Source organism: Microbacterium sp. AC215 (genome assembly GCF_979258645.1).
In genome coordinates this window covers 2,393,471-2,407,286 of record NZ_OZ409869.1, presented here as the reverse complement: position 1 = coordinate 2,407,286, position 13,816 = coordinate 2,393,471, and the positions used below count along the sequence as shown (strand labels likewise).

Annotated in this window: 15 protein-coding genes; 8 read left to right on the top strand and 7 right to left on the bottom strand. The window is 67.9% G+C overall.

Features of this window, described 5'->3' with window-relative positions:
• Nucleotides 1-36: 36 nt before the first annotated feature.
• Together ACZZZF_RS11680 and ACZZZF_RS11675 are read left to right on the top strand one after the other, a co-directional pair.
• On the top strand, nucleotides 37-1,188 hold the full coding sequence (locus ACZZZF_RS11680) for an ROK family protein (RefSeq protein WP_053098194.1): 1,152 nt from the start codon (nucleotides 37-39) through the stop codon (nucleotides 1,186-1,188).
• Between the two features lie 24 nt (nucleotides 1,189-1,212).
• On the top strand, nucleotides 1,213-1,440 hold the full coding sequence (locus ACZZZF_RS11675; protein WP_053098195.1) for an RNA-binding S4 domain-containing protein: 228 nt from the start codon (nucleotides 1,213-1,215) through the stop codon (nucleotides 1,438-1,440).
• A 19-nt stretch (nucleotides 1,441-1,459) separates the two neighbouring features.
• Here ACZZZF_RS11675 and ACZZZF_RS11670 read toward each other — a convergent pair whose 3' ends face one another.
• Nucleotides 1,460-2,017, bottom strand: a complete 558-nt coding sequence (locus tag ACZZZF_RS11670) for a dihydrofolate reductase family protein (protein WP_187249187.1) — start codon at nucleotides 2,015-2,017, stop codon at nucleotides 1,460-1,462.
• Between the two features lie 153 nt (nucleotides 2,018-2,170).
• On the opposite strand from ACZZZF_RS11670, the gene ACZZZF_RS11665 reads away from it, so the two are divergent.
• Together ACZZZF_RS11665 and ACZZZF_RS11660 are read left to right on the top strand one after the other, a co-directional pair.
• Nucleotides 2,171-3,067: an SDR family oxidoreductase gene (locus tag ACZZZF_RS11665; protein WP_053098197.1), complete on the top strand. Its 897-nt coding sequence runs from the start codon at nucleotides 2,171-2,173 to the stop codon at nucleotides 3,065-3,067.
• Nucleotides 3,068-3,169: 102 nt separating this feature from the next.
• Nucleotides 3,170-3,955 carry a DNA/RNA non-specific endonuclease gene (locus tag ACZZZF_RS11660; RefSeq protein ID WP_463498393.1) on the top strand — a complete coding sequence of 262 codons (786 nt, stop codon included), beginning with the start codon at nucleotides 3,170-3,172 and terminating at the stop codon, nucleotides 3,953-3,955.
• On the opposite strand, the gene ACZZZF_RS11655 is transcribed toward ACZZZF_RS11660, so the two are convergent.
• Nucleotides 3,952-4,296, bottom strand: coding sequence for a sigma-70 family RNA polymerase sigma factor family protein (locus tag ACZZZF_RS11655; protein ID WP_056275539.1), 345 nt, complete (start codon nucleotides 4,294-4,296; stop codon nucleotides 3,952-3,954). The two genes, ACZZZF_RS11660 and ACZZZF_RS11655, sit on opposite strands and share 4 nt — an antisense overlap.
• Before the next feature lie 62 nt (nucleotides 4,297-4,358).
• On the bottom strand, nucleotides 4,359-5,267 hold the full coding sequence (locus tag ACZZZF_RS11650) for an RNA polymerase sigma-70 factor (protein ID WP_463498391.1): 909 nt from the start codon (nucleotides 5,265-5,267) through the stop codon (nucleotides 4,359-4,361).
• A gap of 191 nt (nucleotides 5,268-5,458) precedes the next feature.
• On the opposite strand from ACZZZF_RS11650, the gene ACZZZF_RS11645 reads away from it, so the two are divergent.
• Together ACZZZF_RS11645 and ACZZZF_RS11640 are read left to right on the top strand one after the other, a co-directional pair.
• Nucleotides 5,459-6,220, top strand: coding sequence for an SDR family oxidoreductase (locus ACZZZF_RS11645; protein WP_463498389.1), 762 nt, complete (start codon nucleotides 5,459-5,461; stop codon nucleotides 6,218-6,220).
• 87 nt (nucleotides 6,221-6,307) lie between these two features.
• Nucleotides 6,308-7,063, top strand: coding sequence for an SDR family oxidoreductase (locus tag ACZZZF_RS11640; RefSeq protein ID WP_053098200.1), 756 nt, complete (start codon nucleotides 6,308-6,310; stop codon nucleotides 7,061-7,063).
• A 193-nt stretch (nucleotides 7,064-7,256) separates the two neighbouring features.
• Here ACZZZF_RS11640 and dnaB read toward each other — a convergent pair whose 3' ends face one another.
• Nucleotides 7,257-8,630 carry a replicative DNA helicase gene (dnaB, locus tag ACZZZF_RS11635; protein WP_053098201.1) on the bottom strand — a complete coding sequence of 458 codons (1,374 nt, stop codon included), beginning with the start codon at nucleotides 8,628-8,630 and terminating at the stop codon, nucleotides 7,257-7,259.
• Nucleotides 8,631-9,185: 555 nt separating this feature from the next.
• Between dnaB and ACZZZF_RS11630 the strand changes: the two genes are divergently transcribed.
• Nucleotides 9,186-10,271, top strand: coding sequence for a hypothetical protein (locus ACZZZF_RS11630; RefSeq protein WP_463498388.1), 1,086 nt, complete (start codon nucleotides 9,186-9,188; stop codon nucleotides 10,269-10,271).
• 109 nt (nucleotides 10,272-10,380) lie between these two features.
• A complete protein-coding gene (locus ACZZZF_RS11625; protein ID WP_463498386.1) occupies nucleotides 10,381-12,276 on the top strand; it encodes a beta strand repeat-containing protein in 1,896 nt (631 codons plus the stop codon).
• A 259-nt stretch (nucleotides 12,277-12,535) separates the two neighbouring features.
• On the opposite strand, the gene rplI is transcribed toward ACZZZF_RS11625, so the two are convergent.
• From rplI to ACZZZF_RS11610, 3 genes are read right to left on the bottom strand one after another with little or no spacing between them, the layout of a single operon-like run.
• The gene (gene rplI, locus ACZZZF_RS11620) at nucleotides 12,536-12,988 is read right to left on the bottom strand and encodes a 50S ribosomal protein L9 (RefSeq protein WP_053098203.1); all 453 of its coding nucleotides are present in this window, start codon (nucleotides 12,986-12,988) and stop codon (nucleotides 12,536-12,538) included.
• A gap of 11 nt (nucleotides 12,989-12,999) precedes the next feature.
• A complete protein-coding gene (rpsR, locus tag ACZZZF_RS11615; RefSeq protein ID WP_042541518.1) occupies nucleotides 13,000-13,254 on the bottom strand; it encodes a 30S ribosomal protein S18 in 255 nt (84 codons plus the stop codon).
• Nucleotides 13,255-13,304: 50 nt separating this feature from the next.
• A complete protein-coding gene (locus tag ACZZZF_RS11610; RefSeq protein WP_463498384.1) occupies nucleotides 13,305-13,814 on the bottom strand; it encodes a single-stranded DNA-binding protein in 510 nt (169 codons plus the stop codon).
• Between the last annotated feature and the right edge of the window lie 2 nt (nucleotides 13,815-13,816).

Genomic DNA, 13,816 nt, shown 5'->3' with positions numbered 1-13,816 from the left:
TCAAGCATTAAGCTGATCTCGTCGTCAGGAGGTTCGATGTCCGGTCCCGGGGAAGTCCTCGATCTCATCAGAGAGCGCCGCGCCTTCACGCGCGGCGATGTGCTCGACGTCACCGGGATGTCGCGGATGACCGTCGCCACGCGCATCGACGCGCTTCTCGAGGCGGGACTCATCATCGAGTCGGGAACCGAGAAGGTCACCTCGGGTCGACCGTCACGGCGCCTCGAGTTCAACACCGCTCACGCGCACGTCATCGCCGCCAACGTCGACACCACGCACACCACCGTCGCCCTGACCGATCTCGCCGGACGCGTGACCGCCGAGGAGCGCATCGAGGTCGCCGTCGCCGACGGACCCGACGCGACCCTCAACGCGATCGCCGAGCACGCCGAGCGCCTGCTGTCGCAGGCCGGCATCCGCCGCGAGGATGTGGCTGCGATCGCGCTCAGCATCCCCGGTCCTGTCGACCCCGACACCGAGCGCCCCTCGCAGCCGCCGATCATGCCCGGTTGGGACGCCTACCCGATCCCCGATCACCTGCACGACGCCCTCGGCGTCCCCGTGCTGGTCTCGAACGACGCCGACGCCGCCGCACTGGGTGAGCAGCGCGCAGCGCATCCCGATTCACGCTCCCTGTGCTTCATCAAGGTCTCGTCGGGCATCGGCACCGGCATCGTGCTGGGTGGCCGGGCATACCGCGGCACCGACGGAGGGGCGGGTGACATCGGCCATGTGAAGATCGCCGGGCACGACGACCTGCTGTGCCAGTGCGGAGCGCACGGATGTCTGGCGGCCGCGGCATCAGGCCGAGCAGTGGCCAGGGCGCTCACCCAGCTCGGCAAGCCCGCCTCGTCAGCCTCGGATGTCGGCACCTACCTCGCTGACGGCGACCCCGATGCCGCGCGACTCACTCAAGAGGCGGGTCGGGTGATCGGCGAGGTCGTCGCGACGGTCGTCTCGCTCCTCAACCCCTCGGAGGTGGTGCTCGGCGGGATGCTGGCATCGCCGCCGCTGCTGGCCGGAGTCCGCGAGACCCTCTATCCCCGATCCCTGCCCCGCGCGACCCGGCACCTGAGCATCAGCCAATCGACACTGGGCGAGAAGGCGACAGCCGTGGGGCTCGCGGCGATGGTGGTGGAGCGCGAGTACTCGGCATCCGCGGTGAACGCGGCGCTCGCTCGGAGCTGAGCACCGCCGGATACCATCGGAGTCATGACGAATTCCGGTCCGATCGACGATGTCTCCATCGGCGGCGAGATGATCCGCCTCGGCCAGTTCCTGAAGTACTCGGGACTGCTCGACTCGGGTGGTGACGCCAAGGAGGTCGTGATCGACGGATTCGTGAAGGTCAACGGCGAGGTCGATCGACGGCGCGGACGCCAGCTGCATGACGGCGACCTGGTCACCTTCGAGGGCCGCACCGTTCGCGTGCGCCCCTGATCACGCGGGCCGCTTCCGGTCACCCCCGCGTCGTGTAGCGGAGGAACATCACGCCGCTGTCGAAGCGCCGATCCTCGGCGAGCTCCAGGTCGACGTGCACCCCGTCGGGGAAGAACGGCTTGCCACCACCGACGATCGCCGGTCCGATGAAGAGACCGAACTCGTCGACCAGTCCCGCGCGGATCGCCTCGGCGGCGAGAGTGGGGCCGTCGACGGAGAAGTCGCTGTCGGACTCAGCCTTCCACCGCGCGATCACCTCCGGATCGAACGTGCGCTCGAGCCGGGTGCGCTCGCTCGACACCTCGGCGAGGGTCTTAGAGAAGACGACCTTCTGCGCGGCCTGCCACACCCGCGCGTAGTCGATGCCGACCTGCGGCTGATCGGGTTCGAGATGAGCGGTCTCCCAATAAACCATGGTCTCGTACATGCGCCGCCCGTAGAGGTAGGTGCCGACGTCTGCGAACTGCTTGTTGATGAAGTCGTGCAGGTCGTCGTCGAGCGCCCAGTCGAACCCGCCGTCCGGCCCGCTGACGTATCCGTCGAGCGACGTGATCATGGAGTAGATGAGTCGGGCCATGCGGCGAGGCTACTCCCGGCGTCCGCACGGGTCGACCCCTTCTCGGCGGCCTCTCTAGCGACCCTCGGCGTGAGACGCAAGGTGCTGGCCGACATTCCGACGTCGGCGCACGCTGGAGCCATACCCCCAGACCAGCGACCGAGAGGAACCCCCATGTCTCGCGACCAGTACACCTTCACGAACCCGGCCGAGCTCTACTCCGACATCGAACCCGAGAAGCAGCACATGCCGGAGCCCGGCCTCGATGCCGACCTCGGTCCGAAGGCCGACCTCGGTGAGGAGAGCTACCGCGGCACCGGCCGACTGACCGGACGCAAGGCGCTCATCACCGGCGGCGACTCCGGCATCGGCGCGGCGACTGCGATCGCCTTCGCACGCGAGGGCGCGGACGTCGCGCTCTCGTACCTGCCCGAAGAGGAAGAGGATGCGGCGCGCATCGCCGGCATCCTCCGCGACGCCGGCGCGACCGTGGCGCAGATCCCCGGTGATCTCCGTGACCCCGAGTACTGCCGCACGCTCGTCTCGGAGGCGGTCGGTGCGCTCGGCGGCCTCGACATCCTCGTCAACAACGGCGGCAAGCAGATCTACAAGGAGTCGCTGACCGACATCACCGACGAGCAGTTCGACGACACCTTCAAGACCAACGTCTACGCGATGTTCTGGATCACGAAGGCCGCGCTGCCGCACCTCCCGGCAGGCTCGACCATCATCAACACCACGTCGATCCAGGCCTACTCGCCGTCGGGAATCCTCGTCGACTACGCATCGACCAAGGCCACGATCAACGCGTTCACGAAGGGCCTCGCCGAGCAGCTCGCGCCGAAGGGCATCCGTGTGAACGCCGTGGCACCGGGACCGATCTGGACGCCGCTGCAGCCGAGCGACGGGCAGCCGCAGGAGAAGCTGCCGGAGTTCGGGGAGGACACCCCGCTCGGCCGCATGGGCCAGCCCGCAGAACTCGCCCCCGCCTACGTCTTCCTCGCCTCCGCGGAGTCGAGCTACGTCGCCGGCGAGACGCTCAACGTCAACGGCGGCATGCCCACGCCGTGAGTCGCTGACCGCGGACGCCCCCTCCCGAGCTCGCTTCGGAGGGGGCGTTCGCGTGTGCGGCGGGGCCGGGGCGATGTCGGTGGAACCAGGCAGTATGTCGGTATGGCAGACGGATACGACCTCGACTTCCTTCCGACGCGAGTGCCCCTGCCCGGGCCGGCCCGCGATGCGACGGAGCTGACCTACCCCCACTTCAGCGTGCTGCTCGACCGCGAGCGCCGCCTGGCCGCCGTGACGGGCGTGAACATCGACGGGGCGCTGCTGCGCGAGCTGCCCCGCACCGGGGACTGGCAGCTCGACCCCCGAGTCGATGCAGCACTGCAGACCGGACCCGAGGTGTATGCGCGCAACGACCTCGATCGCGGCCACCTCGTGCGCCGACGCGACCCCGGCTGGGGTGATGTCGACGACGCTCGGGCGGCGACCGAGGCGACGTTCTTCTATCCGAACGCCGCCCCGCAGGCCGCCGGTTTCAATCAGTCCGCAGAGCTCTGGCTCGGTCTGGAAGACCACGTGCTCGAGTATGCCGAGACGACGGATCAGCGGATCTCGGTGTTCACGGCCCCTGTGCTGGGAGACGACGATCCGCCGTACCGCGGCATCCGCATCCCTCTTCTGTTCTGGAAGATCGCGGCGTGGCAGGGCCCCGACGGTCTGTCAGCGGCCGGGTTCGTGCTCGATCAGTCAGAGCTCGTCGAGTCACCGGACGGTCTCTTCGCGGTTCCGCCGCTCGGCGCATTCCGCACCTTCCAGGTTCCGATCACCGAGATCATCCGGGTGACGGGGCTGGATGTCTGCCCGCTGCTCGATGCCGATGTGCTCGACCGGCGCAGCGCCCGATCGACCGAGTGGCGGGCGCTCGCCTCGGCATCCGACATCACGCTCTAGCCGTCGCGGCGTCGGTTCCAGTGGGTGAGCTTGTCGGGGTTGCAGACGACCCAGATGCGCGAGAGCAGCCCTGATCTGCTCTCGACCGACACCGCCGCGACGACTGCGCCGTCTCGTTCCAGCACGAGTCCAGCGGAGCCGTTGATCGACGCGATCGAGACCGTGGGGCCGGTCGCCACCAGTGCCGCCAGCTCCGCGGATGCCGTGTGGGTCCCGTCGACGGCGGTCGACGACTGTGGCATGCGACCTCCGCTGTCGATGATCATCACCACGTCAGGGTGCAGCATCGAGCGGATGCCGGCGCGGTCGCCCGCGGCGAGCGCCAGCCGGAGTTCTTCCACAGCGATCGGTTCGGAGGCATCCCGAGGTCGCCGGCCCAGACGAGCCGGACGCCGCCCGCGAGTCATGTCGCGACCGCGGTGATGTGTCCGAGCTTCTGGGGACTCATCACCCAGAGCAACTGCTCGATCCCTTCGTCGGACGCCGTGACGGTGACCATCGTGGTGACTTCACCGTTCTCGACGAGCGTCGCGGCGGGCTGACCGTTGACCTCCACCCACCCGATCGACTTGCCCGTCCAGAAGTGGTGTGCGAAGGCAGCCACGAACTGGGCCACGCGGCCACGACCGATCACCGGGATCCGCGCCGCCAGCTTCACCCCGTTGCCGTCGGTGTAGCTGACCACGTCGGCGGCGAAGAGCTTCTCGAGCTCCCGGGCATCACCCTTCCGCGCGGCGGCGAGGAAGGCCTCGAGCAGGTGACGTTGATGCGAGGGCTCGACGGTCATCTGCTTCGCCGAGTCCAGGTGCGCGCGAGCCCGGCTCACCAGCTGTCGAGCGCTCACCGCACTCGACGAGATGATCTCGGCGATGCGGGGATACGGATAGTCGAACGCCTCGCGGAGGATGTACGCCGCACGCTCGGTCGGGGTGAGCTTCTCGAGCGTCAGCAGGATCGCGAACTGCAGCGCCTCGGCACGCTCGGCGCCGAGCGAGGGATCGTCGTCGGTGTTGACCGGTTCAGGCAGCCACGGCCCGATGTAGGTCTCCCGCTTCACGCGAGCCGACTGGAGAACGTTGATCGACAGACGCGTCGTGATGGTCGTGAGGAAAGCGGCGGGTTCCTGCACCTGGGTCCGGTCGGTGTTCTGCCAGCGGATCCAAGTCTCCTGCACGATGTCCTCGGCGTCGGCCACGGTGCCCAGCATCCGGTAGGCGATGCCGAACAGTCGGCGGCGCTGGGCGGCGAACACCGAGACTGCGGTGCCGAGGTCTCGGATCGACCCGCTGTGCTCGTCACGTGTCTCGGTCACGTCTTCACTCTGCACCAGAGGTCGCCGCATGCGCACTCCCCTTTCCGCGCCGCCGGCGCTCCCACTCACAGTTCTGACCGGAGAGCGACGCGATCTGTGACGAATCCTGGCGATTCCGTCACAGCCTGGTCTCCCGGCCGGTCAACCAGGTACATGCGGGCTCGTCCGCATCACTCGATCGGAGGAGCGACATGAGGATCACAGTCATCGGCGGCACGGGGTTGATCGGCACCCGCGTCACGCGCATCCTGAAGGGCGCGGGACACGACGTCGTCGTCGCGTCCCGCGCCACGGGGGTGAACTCATTCACCGGCGAGGGGCTCGACGACGCTCTCGCCGGCGCATCCGCGGTGATCGATGTGTCGAACTCGTCGTACACCGACGAGGCCGGTGCGCAGGAGTTCTTCTCCACCTCGACGATGAACCTGCTCGCCTACGGCGAAGCCGCGGGCGTCTCCCATCACGTCGCCCTGTCGGTCGTGGGCACCGACCGCCTCGCACGCGCGCAGGGCGGATACTTCATCGCCAAGCATCAGCAGGAACGCCTCATCGCGGCATCCGGTCGCCCGTACACCCTCGTGCATGCGACGCAGTTCTTCGAGTTCATCCGCAGCATCACCGACCACGCCCTGCGCGAGGGAGCCGCGCACATCGCCGATGTGCTCGTGCAGCCGATGGCGGCCGACGACGTCGCGAACGCGGTCGCAACGGCAGCGCTCGGAGAACCCCGTGTCGGGATGATCGAGTTCGGCGGCCCCGAGGTGTTCAGCCTGACGGAAGTCGCGGCACTCGACCTGCGGGCGAGACAGGACGATCGGGAGGTCGTCCCGGATCCGCTCGGAACGTACTTCGGCGCGCATCTCGCCGCCCGCGACCTGCTGCCGGAGATGACCGCGACGATCGCTCCGACGAGGTATCACGACTGGAGGGTGAAGACGCCCGCCAGCATCTGAGAACCCGAAGCGTCACATCTTCGGGCACTCAGCGGTCATACCTGGCAGACGCCACCCGGGCGTCGAAACCCGAAGAAAGGTTTGGACATGGCAGAGATCGTCGTCATCGGAGGCACCGGCCTCATCGGCTCGAAGGTCGTCGCGAAGCTGACGGAGCACGGCCACGACGCCGTCGCCGCATCGCCGAACACCGGCGTGAACTCGCTGACCGGCGAGGGCCTCGCGGAGGTTCTCGTCGGAGCCCACACCGTGGTCGACGTGTCGAACTCCCCCTCGTTCGCCCCCGACGATGTGCTGGAGTTCTTCACCACGTCGACTCGCAACCTGCTCGCCGCTGAGGCCGCGGCCGGTGTCACCCACCACGTCGCTCTCACGATCGTCGGCACGAACCGCCCGCAGAACATCCCCTACTTCGCGGCGAAGGTCGCGCAGGAGACGCTGATCCGTGACTCCGGGATCCGATACTCCCTCGTGCACGCCACGCAGTTCTTCGAGTTCGTGGGAAGCATCGCCGACATCTCGACCGACGGCGACACAGTGACGCTGCCCGGGGCGCTGATCCAGCCGATCGCCGCCGAGGATGTCGCCACGGCAGTGGCCCGTGCTGCGGCCGGTGAGCCGACCGGCGACATCGAGATCGCAGGCCCGGAGGCCTTCGGCATGGACGAGTTCGCGCGCCGCGCCCTGGCCTTCCGTGGCGATCCTCGCACGGTCGTGCGTGATGACGCTGCGCCGTACTACGGTGCGCAGATCGAGGAGCGCACCCTCATCCCGGTCGACGGGGCGCACATCTTCGAGACGACTCTCGAAGAGTGGCTGCCGCTGAACCCGCCTCGCGAGTAGCGGCGGCATACCGGTCGACAATAGGTCTTGCGCGGCGCGTCGGCCGGTGTCACGCTTGCGTCACAGCTCTGTCGCGCTGTAACGCGACAGCTGGGGTGCCGCTCATCGGCGGCATCGGATGGGGCGCCCTTTCTGCTACCTCCCCCGTGGTGGGGGCGTCCCGTCCTCCCCCGACCTGGCGAGCGAGCGCGACTCAGTTGAAGTCGCCGCCCGGTGCCATGTCGTGGAAGCGCGAGTAGTGGCCCTGGAAGGCCACGGTGATCGTCGCGGTCGGGCCGTTACGGTGCTTGGCGACGATCAGGTCGGCCTCGCCCGGACGCACGTCCTTGTCGTAGACCGAGTCGCGATGCAGCAGGATCACCATGTCGGCGTCCTGCTCGATCGAGCCGGACTCACGCAGGTCGCTGATCGCGGGCTTCTTGTCGGTGCGCTGCTCGGGACCACGGTTCAGTTGCGACAGAGCGATGACCGGAACCTGCAGCTCCTTGGCGATGAGCTTGAGGCTTCGCGAGAACTCCGAGACCTCCTGCTGACGCGACTCGACGCGCTTGCCTGACGTCATCAGCTGCAGGTAGTCGATGATGACCATCCGCAGACCCTCACGCTGCTTGAGTCGACGGCACTTCGCCCGGATCTCGACCAGCGTCATGTTCGGGCTGTCGTCGATGTAGAGCGGAGCGTCGTTGATGCGTCCGCGGGTCGCGGCGACCGTGGTCCAGTCCCGCGGGTCGAGGTTTCCCTTTCGCATGTTCTGCAGAGGGATCTGCCCCTCGGCACTGAGCAGACGCATCGCGATCTCGCTCTTGCCCATCTCGAGCGAGAAGAAGACCGAGGGGAGGTTGTGGCCGATGGAGGCAGCGCGGGCGAAGTCGAGCGCGAGCGTCGACTTACCCATGGCGGGACGAGCGGCGACGACGATCATCTGCCCGCCGTGCAGGCCGTTGGTGAGCTCGTCGAGCTCCTTGAAGCCGGTCGGGACACCCGTCATCGACCCGTCGCGACCGCTGGCGGCCTCGATCTCCTCGAGCGCGGCGTCGACCGCGATCTGCAGCGGCACGTAGTCCTCTGCGGTCTCGGAGCCGGTGATCGAGTAGATCTCGGCCTGGGCGTTGTTGACGAGGTCGGTCGCGTCGCCCTGTCCGTCGTAGCCGAGCTGCACGATACGCGTTCCCGCATCGACCAGACGACGCAGGATCGCCCGCTCCGACACGATGCCCGCGTAGTAGCCGGCGTTGGCGGCGGTGGGGACGATCGAGGTGAGCGTGTGCAGATAGTCGGCACCGCCGGCCCGGCTCAGCTCTCCCGTCTTGATGAGCTCGTCCGTGACGGCGACGACGTCGGTCGGCTCGCCGTGCGAGTAGAGCGACAGGATCGCCTCGAAGATCAGCTCGTGCTTGGGGATGTAGAAGTCGGCACCCTTGAGCGTCTCGATGACGTCGGCGACAGCATCCTTCGAGAGGAGCATTCCACCCAGGGCGCTCTGTTCGGCGAGCGTGTCGTGGGGAGGCGTTCGCTCCTGCGGACGCTTGCCTCCGAGGCGCTCCTCTGAGATGTCGGCGATCGACACGCTGCTCCCTTCGATGCGACGGTTCTTCCGGTGTGCTCGGTGCCGACTGCGTCGGTCACGCGATGCGAATCAGCTCGAGAAGGGCCGTCCGCACAGCAAACCAGGCACTTCCGACATCGGGTCGCTGGACCACGCTACGAGCGGGGGTTTTCGGTCGCAACACGGCCTGTGGATAACTATGTGGAAAGCGTGCGAACAAGTCCGGAGAGTCTGTGCAGAACGCATGTGGATAAGTCGGTGGAGTACCTCGAAACAGAAGTTTCTTTTTGCATCTGATCGGGTGTTTGTAGTTTCCCCACCCTGTGGATGAGATCGTGGTTCAACCGGGCATTGAAGGTTCATCGAATCCGGGATGGGATGTGTAGAACCTGGGGAAAGTCAAGCCGAGATTCCACCGGGCGCGTCACAGTGCGCAACCCTCCGAAATGTGCGCGATATGTCATCGTTTCCGAGCGGAACCCTCTAGACACGGCGATATACCGGGAGTATCGTCACCCGCTATCGACGTACTGTGCGTCGAGGACGAACGATCGCTCTCGGGGGAGGGAAGTCGACGTGAACGCTCAGGCAACCCGCCGCGGCCTACCTGCCGTCGCTCTCTGGGGTGGCGTGGGCGCGATCGCGTGGGCCACGATCACGATCCTCACGGGCGGTTCGTCCGCGAGCGCGGACGACGGATCGAACGACTCGCTGCTCGACGGCGTCTCCTCGATCGTGAGCGAGACCGTCTCATCGGTCGAAGACACCGTGACGTCGGTGACCTCCCCGATCGTCGCGCCGGTCGAGCCCGTCGTGACCGAGGTCGTCCAGCCGGTGGTCACCCAGGTCGTCGAGCCGGTCGTGACCGAGGTCGTCGAGCCCGTCGTCACTCACGTCGTCGAACCCGTGCAGCAGGTGGCACCTCCGGTCGTCGAGCACGTCGCCGAGACGATCGCTCAGGTGCCCGTCGTCGGCCCTGCAGCGTCGCCGATCATCGACGCCGCCACCGACACCACCGGGGCCGTCATCACTCCCGTGACCGATTTGTTGGACGGATCCCCGGTCGCCGAGATCGTGGCCCCTGTGCAGGATCTGATCACCGAGCTGCCGATCGTCGGAGAACTGGTCGACGATCTCGGAGTGCCGCCGGTGATCGACGATGTCGTCGGCGTCATCGACGCGACCACCCCGACTGTCGGCACGGTGGTCGAGAACACTCTCCCGCCGGTGCTCGAGGCCATCACCCCCGCACGCCCCGGATCCTCCGGATCGGACCCCGACCCCGGTCCGATCGGAACAGCGCCGCTCGGAACGGTTTCCCCCCTGGCCGATGAGCCGACACGCGGTCACTTCTCCACGTCCGCGGTGCGCCAGCCGGTGATTCCGTCGGCCGGGTCCGACCTCCCGCCTACGGTGTCCGTCGCGGCATCCGAGGTGAACGAGCCGGCAGCCGACCTCGAGGAGTCCCCCTCTGCACCGCCCGCCGGAGCCCCCTCCGCGCCTACTTCCTCCGCCGGTTCGAGCGGAGCATCCTCATTCACCCCCGCGCGCCTCAGCGATGCGGGAGTTTCTGCGTTCCGCACTGTGGAGCGCACTTGCGGTGCATCCGACGACGTCCTTCCGACGTCTCTGGTCGCCGACACCGACGTCTCTCCTGACTGACGGGTTGTCCGGTCGTTCCTCGTGAACGACAGATGCCGTGCTGCGCGCGCACATGCTCTTCGCGTGCACCCATCAAGACACACCCACTTCCAGTCAGGAGAAGGTCATCATGCGTACATACATCAAGCGGGCTCTGTGGGGCACGCTTCTCGCCGGCGGGATCACCCTGCTCGGCGCAACAGCCGCCAACGCGGCAGACACCTCAGGAGAAGACGGGCTGCTCTCGGGCACCCAAGCGGATGCGCCGATCTCGGTGCCCGTGACGGTCGTCGGCAACGCGGTCTCACTGCTCGGAGACACCTCCGCCCAGCAGACCTCGGCGCCCGCTTCGTCTCCCGCTCCCGCTCCCGCACCGGCCGCCACCACGAGTGGCGATTCCGGCACCGCATCGGGCACTCAGGCCGTCGTGGACGTCGTCGTGCCTGTCACGGTGACCGACAACACGATCACCGTGCTCGGAGACTCGTCGAGCGACACGGCGGCCGCTCCGGCTGAGGCTCCCCAGGCCCCAGCTCCGGCTCCCGCTCCCGCTCCCGCGATCACGACGAACGGCGCCGACGGCGTCCTCTCGGGTACCCAGGCCCTGCTGGACGTCGACGTTCCGGTCACCGTCTCAGGCAACGCGATCACCGTGCCCGGCGACAGCGAGGCAACGGGCCAGGATGCTGCAGCACCGGCATCCTCGGACGGCGGCGGCGCGGGATCGACTGAGCCGACCACGTCGGGCGACGGGGGGATCGCGAGCGGCGCCCAGGTCGTCGCACCCGTCACCGCACCGATCGACGTCACCGGCAACGCCATCTCCGTCCTCGGAGACAGCGAATCCACCGGCGGTACCAGCAGCACGGGCACCGCAGGAACCCCGACCACCGGCAGCACCACCGCCGGAGACGACGGAATCCTCGGCGGCACCCAGGTCACCGCACCCATCACCGCACCGATCGACGTCACCGGCAACGCCATCTCCATCCTCGGAGACAGCGAATCCACCGGCGGCACCAGCACCGGCACCCCGTCCGGAGGCAGCAGCACCGGAGCGGAGACGTCCGGAGACGACGGGGTCGCAAGCGGAACGCAGGTCACCGCACCCGTCACCGCACCGATCGACGTCACCGGCAACGCCATCTCCGTCCTCGGAGACAGCGAATCCACCGGCGGCACCAGCACCGGCACCCCGTCCGGAGGCAGCAGCACCGGAGCGGAGACGTCCGGAGACGACGGAATCGCAAGCGGCACCCAGGTCACCGCACCCGTCACCGCACCGATCGACGTCACCGGCAACGCCATCTCCATCCTCGGAGACAGCGAATCCACCGGCGGCACCAGCACCGGCACCGCAGGAAGCCCAACCACCGGCAGCACCACCACCGGAGACGACGGAATCCTCGGGGGAACCCAGGTCACCGCACCCGTCACCGCCCCGATCGACGTCACCGGCAACGCCATCTCCATCCTCGGAGACAGCGAATCCACCGGCGGCACCAGCACGGGCACCGCAGGAAGCCCAACCACCGGCAGCACCACCACCGGAGACGACGGAATCCTCGGCGGCACCCAGGTCACCGCACCCATCACCGCACCGATCACGATCGGCGGCAACGCCATCTCCGTGGTCGGCGAGAGCACGGTGACGCCGCCGACGACGGACCCGGGCACTGATCCCGGAACGGACCCGGGCACCGACCCCGGAACGAACCCCGGCACCGACCCCGGAACGAACCCCGGCACCGACCCCGGAACGGACCCGGGCACCGACCCCGGAACGAACCCCGGAGTCGACCCCGGAACCACCCCCGGAATCGGCATGAATCCTGGAACGGTGACCGCCGTCGGCACGGGCGCCACAGCAGCCGCTGCCGCGAGCGGCACAGCTGCGACGGCATCCGAGCCCATCGAGGGACTGGCCGCCACAGGTGGTTCGTCCTCGATCGCCTTCGTGTCGCTCGCCGCTCTCCTGCTCCTCCTCGGAGCGGGGATGCTGCGCCGCCGCCGTGTGACGGCGTAGCCGCAGACCCCGGCGGTGTCGACGTCCTCGGGGGAGGAGATGCGACACCGTCGGTGTGCGGGTCCCGCGACGCCCCGCGCAGGTTCCCCAGACCTGCCCGCGTCGGCGATGCCGCACAGTTCACGGATGCCCCGCGTCCCCAGCGCGGGGCATCCGTCGTGCCCCGCCACTCCCCCGGGCGAGTGCGCCCCCCGACAACCCCGCACACGCAGAACGCCCCCTGTCCCGAAGGACAGAGGGCGTTCGAGAGCGTCGCGCCTTACTTGGCGGCGACGACCTGCAGCGTGATGACTGCGGTCACGTCGTCGTGCAGACGAACCGTGGCCTCGTGCTCACCGGTCGTCTTGATCGCCGACGGGATGTGCACCTTGCGCTTGTCGATCGAGCCGAGACCCGCGGCTGCGACAGCATCCGCGATGTGATCGGTCTTGACCGAACCGAAGAGACGACCCTCGTTGCCGGCCTTGACGGCCAGGCGCACCTTGGTGTTCTCGAGGGAGTTCTTCAGTGCCACGGCCTCGTCGCGGTCGTGGATCGCGCGAGCCTGACGAGCAGCCTGGATCGAAGCGACCTGCTTTTCGCCACCGCGGGTCCACGCCGTAGCGAAGCCCTGGGGGATGAGGTAGTTGCGGGCGAACCCGTTCTTGACCTCGACCACGTCACCGGCGCTACCAAGCCCGGCGACCTCGTTCGTGAGAATCAGCTTTGCCATCTCGTTACCCCTTACCGGCCGGCGCCAGCGTAGGGCAGGAGTGCCATTTCGCGCGCGTTCTTGATCGCGGTGGCGATCAGACGCTGCTCCTGCACCGAAACACCGGTGATACGACGGGCACGGATCTTGCCGCGCTCCGAGACGAACTTACGGAGGGTGGAGACATCCTTGTAATCGATGACTCCGACCCGGATCGACTTCGCGGGAGCGGTGGGCTTGCCACCCTTCCGCGGCTTGCGGCGGTCGCCGCTCGACTTTCCAGCCATTGTTTTTCCTTAATTATGAGTCGGATGCCGAAGCATCCGGAGATCCTGTTTCAGAAGGGGGTGTCGTCACCGAAGCTGCCCGGAGTGCTCCAGGCATCTGCGCTGGTCGACGAGCCGGGCGTAGACCACGGCTCTTCCGACACCTGCTGCTGCTGTGCGGGACGGGACTGTCCGCCACCGCCGCCGCCACCGGTCGACGCCGCACGGGTGACCTGCGCGGTCGCGTACCGAAGCGAGGGGCCGATCTCGTCGACCTCCAGCTCGATCGCGGTGCGCTGGTTGCCCTCGCGGTCCTGGTAGGAGCGCTGACGCAAACGGCCCTGCGCCATGACGCGCATGCCCTTGGTCAGCGAACCCGCCACGTGCTCGGCGAACTCGCGCCAGACCGACGCGCGGAGGAACAGCGCTTCGCCGTCCTTCCACTCGTTGGAGGCGCGGTCGAAGTTCCGAGGCGTCGAAGCGATGGTGAAGTTCGCCACCGGCAGTCCGTTCTGCGTGTAGCGCAGCTCGGGGTCGGCCGTGAGGTTGCCCACCACGGTGATGACTGTTTCGCCGGCCATCG